At 59.1% G+C, this 13,914-nt stretch carries 12 protein-coding genes; 3 read left to right on the forward strand and 9 right to left on the reverse strand.

Going from position 1 to position 13,914, the window contains the following annotated elements:
• From GR183_RS19790 to GR183_RS19810, 5 genes are all read right to left on the reverse strand, one after another.
• Positions 1 to 597 carry an alpha/beta fold hydrolase gene (locus GR183_RS19790; RefSeq protein WP_160777395.1) on the reverse strand — a complete coding sequence of 199 codons (597 nt, stop codon included), beginning with the start codon at positions 595 to 597 and terminating at the stop codon, positions 1 to 3.
• Entirely contained in the window at positions 594 to 731 is a 138-nt protein-coding gene (locus GR183_RS19795; protein WP_160777396.1) for a hypothetical protein, read from the reverse strand. The genes GR183_RS19790 and GR183_RS19795 overlap by 4 nt, the downstream gene beginning before the upstream one ends.
• A 114-nt stretch (positions 732 to 845) precedes the next feature.
• On the reverse strand, positions 846 to 983 hold the full coding sequence (locus GR183_RS19800; RefSeq protein ID WP_312846861.1) for a toxin-antitoxin system HicB family antitoxin: 138 nt from the start codon (positions 981 to 983) through the stop codon (positions 846 to 848).
• Positions 976 to 1,785, reverse strand: a complete 810-nt coding sequence (locus GR183_RS19805) for a transglutaminase-like domain-containing protein (protein ID WP_160777398.1) — start codon at positions 1,783 to 1,785, stop codon at positions 976 to 978. Before GR183_RS19805 ends, GR183_RS19800 begins: the two co-directional genes overlap by 8 nt.
• 16 nt (positions 1,786 to 1,801) lie before the next feature.
• Positions 1,802 to 2,065, reverse strand: a complete 264-nt coding sequence (locus GR183_RS19810; RefSeq protein WP_160777399.1) for a DUF1488 family protein — start codon at positions 2,063 to 2,065, stop codon at positions 1,802 to 1,804.
• Positions 2,066 to 2,710: 645 nt separating this feature from the next.
• On the opposite strand from GR183_RS19810, the gene GR183_RS19815 reads away from it, so the two are divergent.
• The 3 genes from GR183_RS19815 (at position 2,711) to galE (ending at position 5,966) form a co-directional block, all read left to right on the forward strand.
• On the forward strand, positions 2,711 to 3,268 hold the full coding sequence (locus GR183_RS19815; protein WP_160777400.1) for a hypothetical protein: 558 nt from the start codon (positions 2,711 to 2,713) through the stop codon (positions 3,266 to 3,268).
• A 289-nt stretch (positions 3,269 to 3,557) separates the two neighbouring features.
• Positions 3,558 to 4,934, forward strand: coding sequence for a bifunctional UDP-N-acetylglucosamine diphosphorylase/glucosamine-1-phosphate N-acetyltransferase GlmU (gene glmU, locus GR183_RS19820; RefSeq protein ID WP_160777401.1), 1,377 nt, complete (start codon positions 3,558 to 3,560; stop codon positions 4,932 to 4,934).
• 39 nt (positions 4,935 to 4,973) lie between these two features.
• Positions 4,974 to 5,966, forward strand: coding sequence for a UDP-glucose 4-epimerase GalE (galE, locus tag GR183_RS19825; protein ID WP_160777402.1), 993 nt, complete (start codon positions 4,974 to 4,976; stop codon positions 5,964 to 5,966).
• A 148-nt stretch (positions 5,967 to 6,114) separates the two neighbouring features.
• Here the strand turns inward: galE and GR183_RS19830 are convergent, their stop codons facing one another.
• The 4 genes from GR183_RS19830 to GR183_RS19845 form a co-directional block, all read right to left on the reverse strand.
• Positions 6,115 to 7,308, reverse strand: coding sequence for an AGE family epimerase/isomerase (locus GR183_RS19830; RefSeq protein WP_160777403.1), 1,194 nt, complete (start codon positions 7,306 to 7,308; stop codon positions 6,115 to 6,117).
• Between the two features lie 6 nt (positions 7,309 to 7,314).
• Entirely contained in the window at positions 7,315 to 8,814 is a 1,500-nt protein-coding gene (locus GR183_RS19835) for a phosphomannomutase/phosphoglucomutase (RefSeq protein ID WP_160777404.1), read from the reverse strand.
• A gap of 74 nt (positions 8,815 to 8,888) precedes the next feature.
• Positions 8,889 to 10,298, reverse strand: coding sequence for a mannose-1-phosphate guanylyltransferase/mannose-6-phosphate isomerase (locus tag GR183_RS19840; RefSeq protein ID WP_160777405.1), 1,410 nt, complete (start codon positions 10,296 to 10,298; stop codon positions 8,889 to 8,891).
• Between the two features lie 420 nt (positions 10,299 to 10,718).
• On the reverse strand, positions 10,719 to 13,898 hold the full coding sequence (locus GR183_RS19845; RefSeq protein WP_244313817.1) for a reductive dehalogenase: 3,180 nt from the start codon (positions 13,896 to 13,898) through the stop codon (positions 10,719 to 10,721).
• Positions 13,899 to 13,914 lie beyond the last annotated feature (16 nt).

Below are 13,914 nucleotides of genomic sequence, written 5' to 3' on the forward strand. Positions count from 1 at the left end.
TCAACACCTCCTGCACGATCGCCTCGGCCTCCTCAATGGGGAAACTCGACGTGAAAAGCCCAGAAACAGTTCGCGCGTCTTTTGTTCTCCTGCCGAACCCGTCAGGTCCGCGCATAAATCGAAGATGTCCCCGATGGTGTTGCGGCAACCATAATCGAGCCGTTCCTGCTGCGACCACCACGGCTGGATGAGTTGCGTCGCGGCCTGGTCGACAAGGATGAGCCTCGCCAGCTTCCCCGGTCCGAAGAGGTCGATATACGCCCAGATCACCGAGCATCCCATGGAGTGACCCATGACAATGGCGTCGGTGACGTCCAGTTCCCTCAACAACCCGTCGAGATCGGCTGCGAGACGGCTCACGCGATAGCCATGCCCGCATTTTTCGGACGCCCCATGACCGCGCATATCGACCGCGATAACCCGATGGTCCCGCGCGAAATCGTCGATCTGGCGCCAGTATTCGATCGCGGCGTTGGACCATGCCGGCAATATAAGGAGCGGCTGGCCGTGGCCTATGTCGATTACGCTCAGGCGTACGCCGTCGTTCGTGCGAACGTCCCGGCGATGGTCGTTGAGGACGTCTTTGCCCCAGATCATCGAACCCCTCCCCCGAAGCGTCCGTGGCGGCGGTGAAGGCCCGTGCCTTCGCCACGGTTCTGACAGGGTACGGCGACCGGGAACGAGCGGGCAAGGCCGCTTGCCGTATCGGCCTTGCGTCTATCGACTCTCATGATTCATGCCATCGCTTTTGCAGGCTTGACGGCGTTGATTATCCGCTCGGGCGATTTCCCATGGATCGCCCGCCTCTCCAGTCTGGCAAGACGTCGCATTATCGCCCCAGAAATTTAACTGTTCAGCGATTGCCCGTCTTCGGCCGCTGCCATCGCGACCCTCTTATGCTCCTCCGGAGAAATCCGAACATTGAACGAATCGCTGATGGGCATGTTCGGCGCACGCCCAAGTTCGCGACAGTCTTCAAACACTCGCCACCTCGTAAGTCCATACGCGGAAGGACTTCAGAACGTGCGGGCCGAATGAGTTGATGAGAGGGATGTCTGTGGCGTCCCGGCCACGTGCGATCACGATCCGGCCAATGCGCCGTGCATTGTTGCGCGGATCGAACGTGTACCATTTGCCGCCCAGATAGACCTCCATCCAGGCTGAGAAATCCATGGGGTCGACCACGGGCACGCCGATATCGCCGAGGTGGCCGTTTACATAGCGCGCCGGAATGTTCAGGCAGCGGCACAGCGCCACCGCAAGATGGGCGAAGTCGCGACAGACGCCAACACGTTCGTTGAACGCTTCAAATGCGGTTCGCGTTGCCCTGGCCTGCATGTAGTCGAAATGGATGTGGCCATGAACGAAGTCGCAGACCGTCTGAACACGTCCCCATCCCGGAGGCGCCGTTCCGAACATGTCCCACGCAATCTGGCTTAACCGGTCGGTCTCGCAATACCGGCTGCCCATCAGGTAGACCAAACAATCGTCCGGAAGGTCGGCAACCGGGATTTCGGCAGCTCCCCAATCTTCCGGGTCAGGCTTTTCGTCGTCCTCAATTGTCGCGTCGCCCCAAAGCGTCAGATCGCCTGCCGGAGCCACAAAGCGCCGGCAGAGGTTGCCGAACATGTCATGGTAGGTCGTGCTTGGAATATCAGGCGTGAAGTACAACTTTTCGGGTACGCGAATGTCCGCCTCGCGGTCTTCATGCACCGAGAGAAGGCATACCATCGGAGTTGGCTGCGGACACGTCAGTGTAATTTCGTAGCCATATCTTATTAGCATGGATCCAGGGCAGGCCTTATTGGAAATCTACAGGAGTGAGTAAGTATATTTTCTTGCTGCTATTATAATAAATTTCCCGGGCAACGTCATTAATCGAACTTCTGTCTGCGTCAAAGGCGATTAAATATGCTGCCTTATCTCCGTACTTTTCTGCCGGTAAGGAAGTCAAGACATCCACGTCAACGGTAAACGGAACTTCCAGTTCACCATCGAAACCTGTGAAGTTGATGCGCCGAAGCACCGGATCGTAGCTGCGGCCTAAATTCGTAAATTTCAACATTTGTTGTCGCTCTCTGGCTTTGCGGAGCCGGTTGCTTACTGTCTCTTGGGACGCCTGTTATGGCTGTTTCGCCATTGCCACCTTCTCTGAGGAGAAAAAGTCATCTCAGATAAGTTCACATAGCGCGCCCGCCTTTTTTGTCTTCCATATTCTCACGGTGACGCTGAAACACCGGGGGGTATCCCGATATGCCGGATACCAACTTTGAACCCGGTGCAAAATTTGCGCGGGTGGGACAAACTGGGGCCTGACAGATCGTATTCCGCTATGAAAGCACCTTTATTTTCGGGAAAAGGAAATTTGCAGCACCTATGGTGTGTTTCATATTGATTTTTATTTTTTGATATATATATTTTTTAGATAGAATTATTTTTAATTGATTTTTTTCTTATAGCTATCGCATATATTTTTAGTCAGCCTTTATAAAACCTCAATTAAAATATATTTTTATTTTGCCAATGGGTATTTATGTTAATTTTGAACTTCTACTTGAGGGGCAACGCCCAAAAATATCTCTAAGAAACACCTACTCGTCATGGTCCGTGTTGACGCAGGTTGGCACAAGCGAATGCAGTTGGATGCCCCGTCACCACCAACACGTGTCTCGAATTTATTTCACTCTGTAGCTACTATGAGGGTTTCATCATGCCAGCAAAAAACGAAAACTTGATCGTCGCCCCACTCTTATGGCCGCCATGCAGTGGATCAGGCAGAGTGAATCAACGAATTTTCCACAATAGGACGGGGCATATTGAGCTAAACAAATGGTCGCCGTTTTCGGCTCAATCCACAATTTTCAGCGATTTTACTGAAAGCACTTTGAATATTTCAGCGCATAAAATGCCGCGTCAAAAGACAAATAATGAATCCAAGTCCCCAAAATTTGGGCTGGATAGATGGGATGACGACGGCGGGGCGTCCAACCGCGACTCTATGTACAACGAGTATGGACGACGTATCGAAGGCGACGGAACCTGGACAGTCTATCATGTATTCACCGGTGTGCCTGCGACGATTGGCGGACAGATAATGAAGGGGATGAATGCATCCGATTCAATGACCCGGATGATGCTGACGAATTCCCATAATTCAAAGCAGCGCAAGGCATATCAACTGCAGTTTCCAGTCAGACCCCCACATTCCAAATGGCGAAAGCGGATTAGTGCCTGGTTCAATCGACGAACTGCCCATACCGCTCTGTGACTTCAGATAAATCAAGGAATGCTTGGCAACCACGACGCGCAGACATGCTTGGCTACACCGTAGATAGCCCGCCTGGGGGCAAAGGTAATGCGTACCTCAGCGGGCTTGAAGCGGCGGAATACATCAGCTTTGCTCAATTTACCGAATTAAATGTGGCATAGCGGCTATCGGTGAAAGTTGCCATGTCATAACTGCTACTTCAAAGCAGCCCTCCTTCCCCTCCCCACTTGACGCCGCACCGTCGCCCAGCCAAGAAACGCAAAGCGTTTTCCTGCTCTGGGGTTCCTTCATGTCCGCGTCCTCCTCGCCAGTACCCTCGACTTTGGCCATCGTCCTTGCCGCCGGTCTCGGCACCCGCATGAAGTCCGACAGGCCCAAGGTCATGCATGAGGTCGGCGGGCTGCCGCTCGTCGGCCATGTGCTGAAGGCGGTTCAGGCGGCGGATGTCGGGCGCGCGGCCGTCGTCATCGGCCCCGGCATGGAAGACCTTGAAAAGCTCGTCGAGGGCATCTCGCCCTCCGCCAGCTGCCATATTCAGGAAGAGCGCCTTGGCACCGCCCATGCCGTGCGTGCCGCCGAGGCGGCTTATCGCGATGCGCCGGATCACATCCTCGTCCTGCTTGGCGATGCGCCGCTCGTATCGCCCGAGACCATCCAGCGCGTGAAAGCCCGCCTTGAAGATGGCGCGGATGTCGTCGTCCTCGGCTTCGAGGCTGCCGACCCCTTCGGCTATGGCCGCCTGATCAAGGAAGGCGAGCGCCTTGTCGCGATACGCGAAGAGCGTGACGCATCGAATCCGGAAAAGGCGATAACCCTCTGCAATTCCGGCATTATGGCGTTCCGTGGCACGCAATTCTCCGATCTCGTGAGCGCGATCGGCAATGAAAACGCCAAGGGCGAATTCTACCTTACCGACGCGATCGGGATCGCCCACGCGCGGGGCTTGCGTCTTGAAACCGAAACGGCGCCCGAGTGGGAAGTTCAGGGCATCAACACGCGCGGGCAGCTTGCCGCCGTCGAAGCCGTCTTCCAGAACCTTGCGCGCGAGCGGGTAATGGCTTCCGGCGTCAGCCTGATTGCCCCTGAAACGGTGTTCTTTTCCCATGACACCCGCCTTGAGCCCGATGTGACGGTGGAACCCAACGTCGTCTTTGCGCCGGGCGTGGCGGTCGAGGCCGGCGCGCGCATTCGCGCTTTCAGTCACCTGGAGGGCGCGCATGTCGCGGCCGGCGCCACCGTCGGCCCCTACGCGCGTCTGCGCCCCGGCGCGCGCATCGGCGAGACGGCGCATATCGGCAATTTCGTCGAGATCAAGAACGCCTCGATTGAGGCCGGCGCGAAGGTCAATCACCTCAGCTATATCGGCGATGCACGGGTCGGTGCGAAGGCGAACGTGGGTGCCGGAACCATCACCTGCAATTACGACGGCTTCCTGAAGCACCATACCGACATTGGCGCGGGCGCCTTCATCGGCTCCAACGCCACGCTCGTCGCCCCCGTTTCCATCGGCGACGGGGCCTATACCGCCGCCGGCAGCGTCATCACCGAGGATGTCGCCGCCGACGCCCTCGCCCTTGGCCGATCCCGCCAGAGCGAGAAACCGGGCCGGGCCGCAAAAATCCGCGACCGTCTTGCCAGAGAAAAGAAAGCCCGCCAGAAGGGTTAATCGTTCGTTCGTCTCGATTCTTCATTTAAGGGTTACATCATGACCGTTCTCGTCACCGGCGGCGCCGGATACATCGGCAGCCACATGGTCTGGGCGTTGAAGGATGCTGGCGAAGCGGTCGTCGTCGTTGATAATCTGGTGACCGGTTTCGACTGGGCGCTTCCGGGCGACGTATCGCTCGTGCGTGGCGATATCGGCGACATGGCCCTGATCGGCCGCGTCCTGAAGGAATATTCCGTCGATGCGGTAATCCATTTCGCCGGCTCCGTCGTCGTGCCGGAATCCGTCGCCGATCCGCTTAAATATTATCGCAACAACACCTGCGCCTCCCGCAATCTGATCGAGGCCTGCACCGCAGCCGGCGTCGACAAGTTCATCTTCTCATCGACCGCCGCCGTTTACGGCGACCCGAAAACCGTTCCGGTGGGCGAGAACGCGCCGCTTGCGCCCTTGTCGCCCTATGGCACGTCGAAGCTCATGACCGAGCTGATGCTGCGCGACACGGCAGCGGCGCATCCTTTCCGTTACACCGCTCTGCGGTACTTCAATGTTGCCGGCGCCGATCCGGAAGGGCGCACCGGCCAGTCGACGGCAGGCGCGACCCATCTCATAAAGGTCGCCGGCGAAGCCGCACTCGGCAAACGTGACAGCCTTTCCGTCTTCGGCACGGACTATGACACGCCCGACGGTACCGGCGTCCGCGACTACATTCACGTGAGCGATCTCGTCGCCGCCCACAAGCTTGCGCTTGACCGTCTCAAGGACGGTGGGGAAAGCCTCACCATGAACTGCGGCTACGGGCGCGGTTTCTCCGTGCTTGAGGTTGTCGATACGGTCAGGCGCGTCTCGGGCAAGGACTTCAAGGTCGACATGGAAGGCCGGCGCCCCGGCGACAGCCCGAAAGTCGTCGCCGATCCGTCGCTGATCCGTTCCGAGCTCGGCTGGAAGCCCAATCATGACGATCTGGAGGAGATCGTAACCCATGCTCTGGCATGGGAGGATAAGTTGTCGAAGCGCAACCGGGCGGAGTGAACTTATCCCCGCGCCCCGGCGTCGAGTTACGCTCCTCGCATCGAAGACCGGAAGTTGAATTCGTGCCGGATTTCTCCGGAATTAAAATCACCCTGGAAATCACCCTGGAAATCACCTGAATTCCATCAATTCGCCGCCTTGGGAATTTTCATCGGCACGCGTCCGGATTCTTGCAGTAATTACAAAGCTCTACGATTGCGCAAACGACGTGATAGAGCGAACTTGCAGGTGCGGGTTCGGAAATGAAACTGCCGTCCGCCAGCATCCTGTCGCGGTAAAGCCCCCTCACCGGCACGTCGAAAAACCGCTCTAGCGCCTCCACTGCCCTAACGGCAGAAGCCAGATACCGCTTTCTCTCAGCCCCGGAAGACATTTCGCCCAGCAAAAGTGCGGCTTTCAGCCATTCCGTCTGGCCCCAGAGCCGCGCGACCGGGTCGACGACGTTGAAATCGTCGTCGATCGCCATCACGCAGACGCCGCGCTTTTTATCGATGCCGTGACGCTCGCCGATCTCGAACAAGCGCCTTGAAGACGCTAGAGCTTTTTCGTTTTCGCGCGAACGCCCCCAGCGGGCAAGCAGCCATGCCCACTCGAATTGATGGCCGGGCTCGACCCGCCGTCCGTCGTCGCCCGGCGCGGGATTGAAGTCTCCGTCGAAGAATTCCCGGAGAGCCCCTGTTTCCGCAGCGACAAATTTCAACAGCGCCAAGTTTGCGATCTCGTCCGCAAGCTCCCTCCAGGGCCCTTCCGGTTCCAGCGCTTCCCAGGCGAGCGCTGCCTCGAAGAGATGCATGTGCGGATTGGAACGTAGCGGAAGGACGCGCGGGTTCGCCTCCTCGAAACCGGCCAGGGGATGCGACAGTCCGTCCCGCAACGCCTGCAGGACGGCTGCTGCGCGCGTCGACATCTCGTCGCGTCTTGAAGGAATTGCCTCTGCCGCAGTCGCAAGCGCGAACAACGCGAAGGCCTGGTCGTAGATGTCGATGCCATCGTCGACCGGCTCTCCGGACGCATTGACCGACTTGACCGCCAGAGGTCCGGCGTCAAAGAAGTCGGCGAAATAGCGATCAAGCGCCGAATTGGCGACTTCCCACCAGTTTCCGCTCCAACCGAGGCTTCCTCCGGCAATCACCGAATAGATCTGGCGCGGCGGCACCCGGGCTCGGATCGGCCTATCCGCAGGAGCGCCGGTTTCAGGTTCCAAAGCCTCCAGAAACCTTGCCGTTTTGCCGTCGAATCCGGCTTCGGTCCAGACCGGCAGCGCCTCCTCGCATGTCCATTTTGCCAGCCGGTCCGCCGCCTTCCGCAGCGCCTGCGCCTCGTCTTCGCAAGCCTCGCCCATCATTCCTCAAAGCGTCTGGTTGTATTCGCCGACTTCCGGATTTTCGCGCAAAACAGCGTCGACCGCCTTGAACATTTCCTTGAGCCTTGCCTCGGAAACCGGGCTTTCCACAACGACCACCAGTTCCGGCTTGTTGGAGGAAGCGCGCACCAGGCCCCATGTCCCGTCGTCCGCGACGACACGAACGCCGTTCACAGTCACGAGTTCCGCAATTTTGTGGCTGGCGACCGTTTCGCCGTTTGCCTGCATTGCCTCGAAACGTGCGACGACGCGCTCGATCACGTCGTATTTGATCTCGTCGTCGCAATGCGGCGACATTGTCGGCGAGCCCCAGGTCTTGGGCAGGGCACGGCGAAGATCGGCCATCGTCCTGTCCGGGTTGCGGTCGAGCATGTCGAGCACCGCTATCGCCGAGACAAGGCCGTCGTCATAGCCGCGCCCGATCGGCCGGTTGAAGAAATAGTGGCCGGATTTCTCGAACCCGACGATGGCGTCAAGCTCCGTCACGCGCCGCTTGATATAGGAGTGGCCGGTCTTCCAGTAGTCGGTCGTTGCCCCGTTTTCGGCAAGCACCGGATCGGTTTTGAAAAGGCCCGTCGACTTTACGTCGGCAACGAAGGTGCAGCCCGGATGAAGTGCGGAGATGTCACGCGCTAGCATGACGCCTACCTTGTCGGCGAAAATCTCCTCACCCTCGTTGTCGACGACGCCACAACGGTCTCCGTCGCCGTCGAAGCCGAGGCCGACCTCCGCGCCAGTCTCCAGCACCTTGTCACGCAGCGCGTGCAACATCCTAAGGTCTTCAGGGTTCGGGTTGTAGCGCGGGAAGGTGTGATCGAGTTCGCAGTCTAGCGGGATGACCTCCGCGCCCAGCGCCTCCAACACCTTCGGCGCGAACGCGCCCGCCGTCCCGTTGCCGCAGGCCGCTACAACCTTGATCGGGCGCTTGAGCTTCGGCCGGTCCGTCAGGTCCTTCATGTAGACCTCGCGGAAATTCTCGACGTAGCGGTATCCACCGCCGTCGCGCGTTACGTATTCGCTGTTGAGGACGATCTCCTTCAGCCGGCCCATCTCGTCCGGGCCGAAGGTCAATGGCCGTTCGATACCCATTTTCACGCCGGTCCAGCCGTTGTCGTTATGCGAGGCGGTGATCATGGCAACCGCCGGTAAGTCCAGCGCGAACTGGGCGAAATAAGCCATCGGCGACAGCGCAAGCCCGATGTCATGCACCTGGATGCCCGCCACCATCAGCCCGTTGACGACGGCCATCTTGATCGCGCCGGAATAGCTTCTGAAATCATGGCCAACGACGATATCCGGCCGCACGCCGCGTTCATGCATCAAGGTACCGACGCCGAGGCCCAGCGCCTGCATCCCCATCAGGTTGATTTCCTTTTCGAAAAGCCAGCGCGCATCGTACTCGCGAAAGCCCGTCGGCTTCACCAGTGGCGTTGATTCATAGGCATAGGTGTTGGGGGAAAGCTTGGCTACGGGCTGCGGAAACATGAACTTTCCCACGGTTGAGGAAGGATGGAAGGGAACTCGTATTCTTCGGCAATTAGGCACTCAAATTGGAGATTTTACGAAGCGCCCTCTCCACCATCGTGCCGGGTAATGTCCTCTTCGCTGATATGCGCGCCAGACTGGACCTCGATCAGGCGTGCGGGAATGAGGCCGGGATTGGCGAGCCTGTGGTGCGCTCCGATCGGAACGAAGGCCGACTGGTTTTCCGAAAGAAACCGTTTGACGCCTTCGATCTCGATTTCCAGCGTACCGGAAACCACGACCCAATGTTCCGCGCGGTGAACATGACTTTGCAAGGAGAGACTCTTGCCAGGCTTAATTTCTATTTCCTGAACATGGTATCGCGCATCGGTCGCGATTTCCTCGCGCCAGCCCCACGGTCGGTAGACACGGCGGTGACGTTGCGTTTCACGACGTTTGTCACTGTCGAGCCGCTGTACGATCGCCTTGACGTCTTCCGCCTTGTCCTTCGCAGCGACCAGGACGGCGTCCTTGGTGGAAACGACCATGACGTCCTTCAGCCCCAACATCGCGACGACCGCGTCGTCGGAAACGACCAGATTGTCGCTTGCATCGACGAAGAGCGCTTCGCCCAGTGCGCTGTTTCCGGCGTCGTCCTTGTCCAGGATTTCCCAGACGGCGGACCATGCGCCAAGATCGCTCCATTGCGGATCCATCGGCACGCAGGCGATATTGCCGGCCCGTTCCATGATCGCATAGTCGATCGATATGTTGTCGGCCTTTGCGAAGGCATCCGCATCCAATCGCAAGAAGTCGAGGTCTACGCGCCCGCTTTCATAAGCCTTGCATACCGCTTCGAGAACGCCGGGCGCATGCTCGCCGAAAGCATGCAACATCGTGCGCGCCGAAAACAGAAAAATGCCGGAATTCCAGACGTGGTCTCCGGACGCCAGAAAGGCTCCCGCCCGCGCCTCATCCGGCTTCTCGACGAATGCCGCGACGTCGAATACACCGCCCGCACCCGCACCCAGGCGGATATATCCATAACCCGTGTGTGCCCTGTCCGGCGTGATGCCGAACGTGACGATCCGGCCTGCCTCCGCCGCCGGGCGCGCGGTCTCTACCGCCTTTAAAAAAGCATCCGTATCCCGGATGAGGTGGTCCGAAGGCAGAAGCACGACCAGCGCGTCCTTGGCCACTTCACTGGCCACAAGCGCCGCAAGCGCAGCAGGTGCCGCCGTATTGCGCCCGAACGGTTCCAGGACGATCGCCCTCGGCTCAACACCCGCTTCGCCCAACTGTTCGCCGGCCATGAAGCGATGCGCCTCGTTGGCGATCACGAGCGGCGCGGAAAACGCTTCCCCGGACACGCGCTCGACCGTTTTCTGAAACAGGCTTTCGCCCCCGAAAATGCGCAGGAACTGCTTGGGCATTGTCTGGCGCGACAAGGGCCACAAACGCGAGCCAGCGCCACCGGACAGGATGCAAGGGATGATGGCGCTCAAGTCTGCTTGCTCCGGTTCGAGGGCAGAATGGTTCGTAGCACTAAATGAATCACCAGGTGATCCTCAGAAGCTTATACAAACTCGTGCGCCGAAAGCCAAAATACAGCGGGCCTAGGGTCAGGACCTATTAAATTGAGGAAAATGGTATGAGCCAATTTGGTTGGATACGAGGAGCAAAGACGCAGGAAACCGTCTGGTTTTCAAGGCTTTTCGACAAAGTAGCCGGCCAAATCGGCCATATCTGTACAGACACCGAAACGGCTTCGACCTGCCTTGTCGAAGCGCTTGGCCGGGTAGTCAACCCGCCCCGCGCCCTTCTCCTAGCATCTCTTTGCCGTTTCAGGTGCCATTTCCGTCAATTTAATAGGTCCTGACCCTAGGCGCTTCGCTCTCATCCAGCTGGTGCTTCAGGACTTCGGATCAAAGATCGATGGTAATGACACCGCCGGATTCAGCTGCGCGCGACTGGCAAAGGATCATCGTCGTCTCGCGCTGCTTTTTCGACAGAACGAAATCGCGATGTTCCACATCGCCGGAAAGAACACCACACTGGCAGACGCCGCAAAGCCCGTCGGAGCATTTGATGTCGACCGGAAAGCCCCTTTCCACCAAAGCGTCGGCGCCAGTGACGTCCGCGGGCACCTCGATGTCGACATCCGACCTGGCGAGGCGCAGAACGAACGGGTGGTTCTCGTAATCCGGCTGTTCCGGCACGGAGAAATATTCAAGATGCCGTGCTTCTTCGGGGAAGCCGGCATGTTCGGCGGCCTCTATAACGGAATTCATGTAGCGGTCGGGCCCGCAGGTATAGACGTGCCAGCCCTTCTGATAACCTTCCAGGACCGCAGCAAGATCGGCTCTCGTCCCCTCGTCGGAAAGGTGCAGCGTTACCCTGTCTGCCCAGGGAAAGCCTGCAAGGTCATCAAGATAGCCCGCCGTATTCCGAGACTTAGCCGAATAGTGCAGCTCGAAGTCGGCGCCCAGCGCGTGCAGCCGGTGCGCCATGGCGATCATCGGCGTAATGCCGATACCGCCGCCCATCAGGAAAGTTTTCGCCGCCGTCTCGTCGAGCGGGAAATGATTGATCGGCTTTGAGATGAATATCTTTCGCCCCTCGGCGAATATGCGATGCAAGAGCTTCGACCCGCCCTTGCCGGCGTCCTCGCGCAAGACGCCGATCTGATATTTCGTGCGGTCCGCCGGGTCTCCAGACAGCGAATACTGCCGCAGGAACTCCGGCGCGACGACGATGTCGATATGGGCTCCCGCCGCCCATTCCGGCAACGGCGAGCCATCAATCGAAACCAGATCGTATTTGGCGACGTCATCGGTCATATGCTCGGCTTTCGCCACCTTCACGCGGATGACGGGCGCATCGCCTTCGATGCGGTATTCATGCGCCAGACCATCCGTTTCGCCGCGCTCAAGCCGTGCCTTGTATTCTTCAGCCGTTATCAATGCCTGATAAGCCTCGATCCCTTTTTCCCGGTCCATGGGAAAGGGAAACGGCCAGGGGTGCGGGGCGAGATTTGCCGGATAAACGGCGAGCGTCTGGTCTTCATATTTCAGAACGAGGTCGCGCTGCAGGTCGCGCGCGTTGACGGACGCTTTCGCCGGACGGTAACCGCCGTCGTCCGAAATCTCTATGTCCCACCACCACTTCTTGATCGCGTTCAGGCCGCCATTGCCGACCATATCGTCAAGCTTCGCGAGATAGGGAGCAGCAGCGGGAATGTTCATCGCCGCCCAGCGGAACGGGCGTTCCGCAAACAGACCTTCCAGGTTCCACGGGCAGGTTTTCATGCAGCGCCCGCACATCGCCCCACCTTGCGTAGTGATGCGGTAGGTCGCGCATTTCTGGCTGTCTGACTTCCATATCTCATAGCCGTTGAACATCAGCTTCGGGCCGGCCGTGATCGCGCCTGACGGGCATTCGCGCGCGCATTTGTTGCAGGCCTCGCAAAAGGCCTGCATGCCGAAGTCGATCGGCTTGTCATGGGCAAGCGGAAGGTCCGTCGTCACCACGCCCGACTTCAGGCGCGGGCCGAGATAGGGGTTCAGGATCACTTCGCCGATACGGCTGACCTCGCCAAGCCCGGAAAGAAGCAGAAGCGGCGGCTGCAGCACTTCGCCATCGAGTACCGTATGCGCCTTCGCCTTGTAGCCGAGGTTGCGGATCTGCTTCGCGATCACTCCGCCAAGCAGGGAAAACCGCAGATAGGCCCGCATGGACTGGGCGACCGATATCCAATCGTCGCCCGAAGCGCCCTCCATCGTCTCGTAGCCCTGATCGATGATCATGGAGATCGCCTGGTCGTGCGGCGGATCTATCGGCTCTCCCACGGCATCGTGCGAATACCAGGCCCAATCCGGACAGCGAGAGATGCCGACGGCGTCAACACCGAGAAAATAGCTTGCAGCCTTTATCCGCTCCGCATCACGAACCGGGTCGCGCCCGTCGCGCGCCACATCAGGCTCGGGATCGCCGTCCTGCAGGAGAACGAATGCGCCAAGCGCTCTCCTCTGCGCCATGGAGGGGGCGGATTTTCGCGCGTAATGCCCGTTCTTGGCACCTTCCTGAACGGCCTTTCCCATATCGCCGAATTGCGCGCGTGCGAACATGTCGGTGCGCTTCGGCACGCGGGCGACGCGTTGCTCGTCGATGAAGGTGGTGGGCTTTTCCACCCGCCTGAGCTTCTCGAAGGGATGCTGCCCGTCGATATAGCGGCGGGTTGAGAAAGCCTCCCGATTGAAGGCGTTCCTGGCAAAACCCTTGCCCATCCACCATGCGGGACCTTTGGTCGTGAACCATGGCTGTTCGGCAAGGCTTGCCAGCGGCTTGTCCGCCGCAAGCTCGAATTGCGTGGTTACGGCGGCGATGCCGAACCGGCTTCCGATATAGGGATTTACGACTTCGCCTGCTTCCGCGGAAGCAAGGCCGGCGGCAACGGCAAGACGATTGAGATCGACATCCGACGACGTGCCGGTGTGCGCGCGGGACTCGTATCCGAGAAGCCGCAAATAATTGGCGATGACGACCGCCGTTTCGGACGCCCGCAGGCATGCGCGCGCTTCCTGCGCATCCATGATCCAGTCCGCACCCGGTTCATCGGCTTTCGGATCGCGCGGAAATTCGTAGAGGAACACGATCGCATGCGTCTGCCCGGCGATAGTCGTCGGCGGCGCTTCCATGGACTCCTTCAGGTCCGCCATGATCATGTCGATGCCGGACGCGAGCGTCTTGGTCTGCCTGGTGCGCAGATCCTGCGCCAGTTTCCCGACGTTCGCGTTGTAACAAGGTTCGTCAAGAAGGGCATCGGCAGCCAATTCACAAACGCCGACCATCGACGCATCCGAGAAGTATCCGAACGCCTTCAGGTGATCGGAACGCTCCTGAGGGTCATCGGGACACTCGGCCCTCACCTTGTTGACCAGCCCGTCGCGGATCGCGTCCAGCATCGCCTGATAGTCGCGCATGGCGTTGACGATCGAGGACGGCGCGTCAGCGCGCTCGAACGAAACGGGTTCGAATGGCGGCACCTTGCCAAGATCGGCAGGCGTTTCGTGTCGGCGCAGGCGCTCCATTGGGAACGGACCCATATGCACCGGCCTGTGC

Origin of the sequence: Stappia sediminis (genome assembly GCF_009826895.1) — a bacterium.
GTDB lineage: Bacteria > Pseudomonadota > Alphaproteobacteria > Rhizobiales > Stappiaceae > Hongsoonwoonella > Hongsoonwoonella sediminis.

What these genes read in the sequence shown, in the direction of transcription:
- GR183_RS19790 (WP_160777395.1), bottom strand. Translation starts at nt 597, where the DNA reads ATGATCTGGGGCAAAGACGTCCTCAACGACCATCGCCGGGACGTTCGC.
- GR183_RS19795 (WP_160777396.1), bottom strand. Translation starts at nt 731, where the DNA reads ATGAGAGTCGATAGACGCAAGGCCGATACGGCAAGCGGCCTTGCCCGC.
- GR183_RS19805 (WP_160777398.1), bottom strand. Translation starts at nt 1,785, where the DNA reads ATGCTAATAAGATATGGCTACGAAATTACACTGACGTGTCCGCAGCCA.
- GR183_RS19810 (WP_160777399.1), bottom strand. Translation starts at nt 2,065, where the DNA reads ATGTTGAAATTTACGAATTTAGGCCGCAGCTACGATCCGGTGCTTCGG.
- GR183_RS19815 (WP_160777400.1), top strand. Translation starts at nt 2,711, where the DNA reads ATGCCAGCAAAAAACGAAAACTTGATCGTCGCCCCACTCTTATGGCCG.
- glmU (WP_160777401.1), top strand. Translation starts at nt 3,558, where the DNA reads ATGTCCGCGTCCTCCTCGCCAGTACCCTCGACTTTGGCCATCGTCCTT.
- galE (WP_160777402.1), top strand. Translation starts at nt 4,974, where the DNA reads ATGACCGTTCTCGTCACCGGCGGCGCCGGATACATCGGCAGCCACATG.
- GR183_RS19830 (WP_160777403.1), bottom strand. Translation starts at nt 7,308, where the DNA reads ATGGGCGAGGCTTGCGAAGACGAGGCGCAGGCGCTGCGGAAGGCGGCG.
- GR183_RS19835 (WP_160777404.1), bottom strand. Translation starts at nt 8,814, where the DNA reads ATGTTTCCGCAGCCCGTAGCCAAGCTTTCCCCCAACACCTATGCCTAT.
- GR183_RS19845 (WP_244313817.1), bottom strand. Translation starts at nt 13,898, where the DNA reads ATGGGTCCGTTCCCAATGGAGCGCCTGCGCCGACACGAAACGCCTGCC.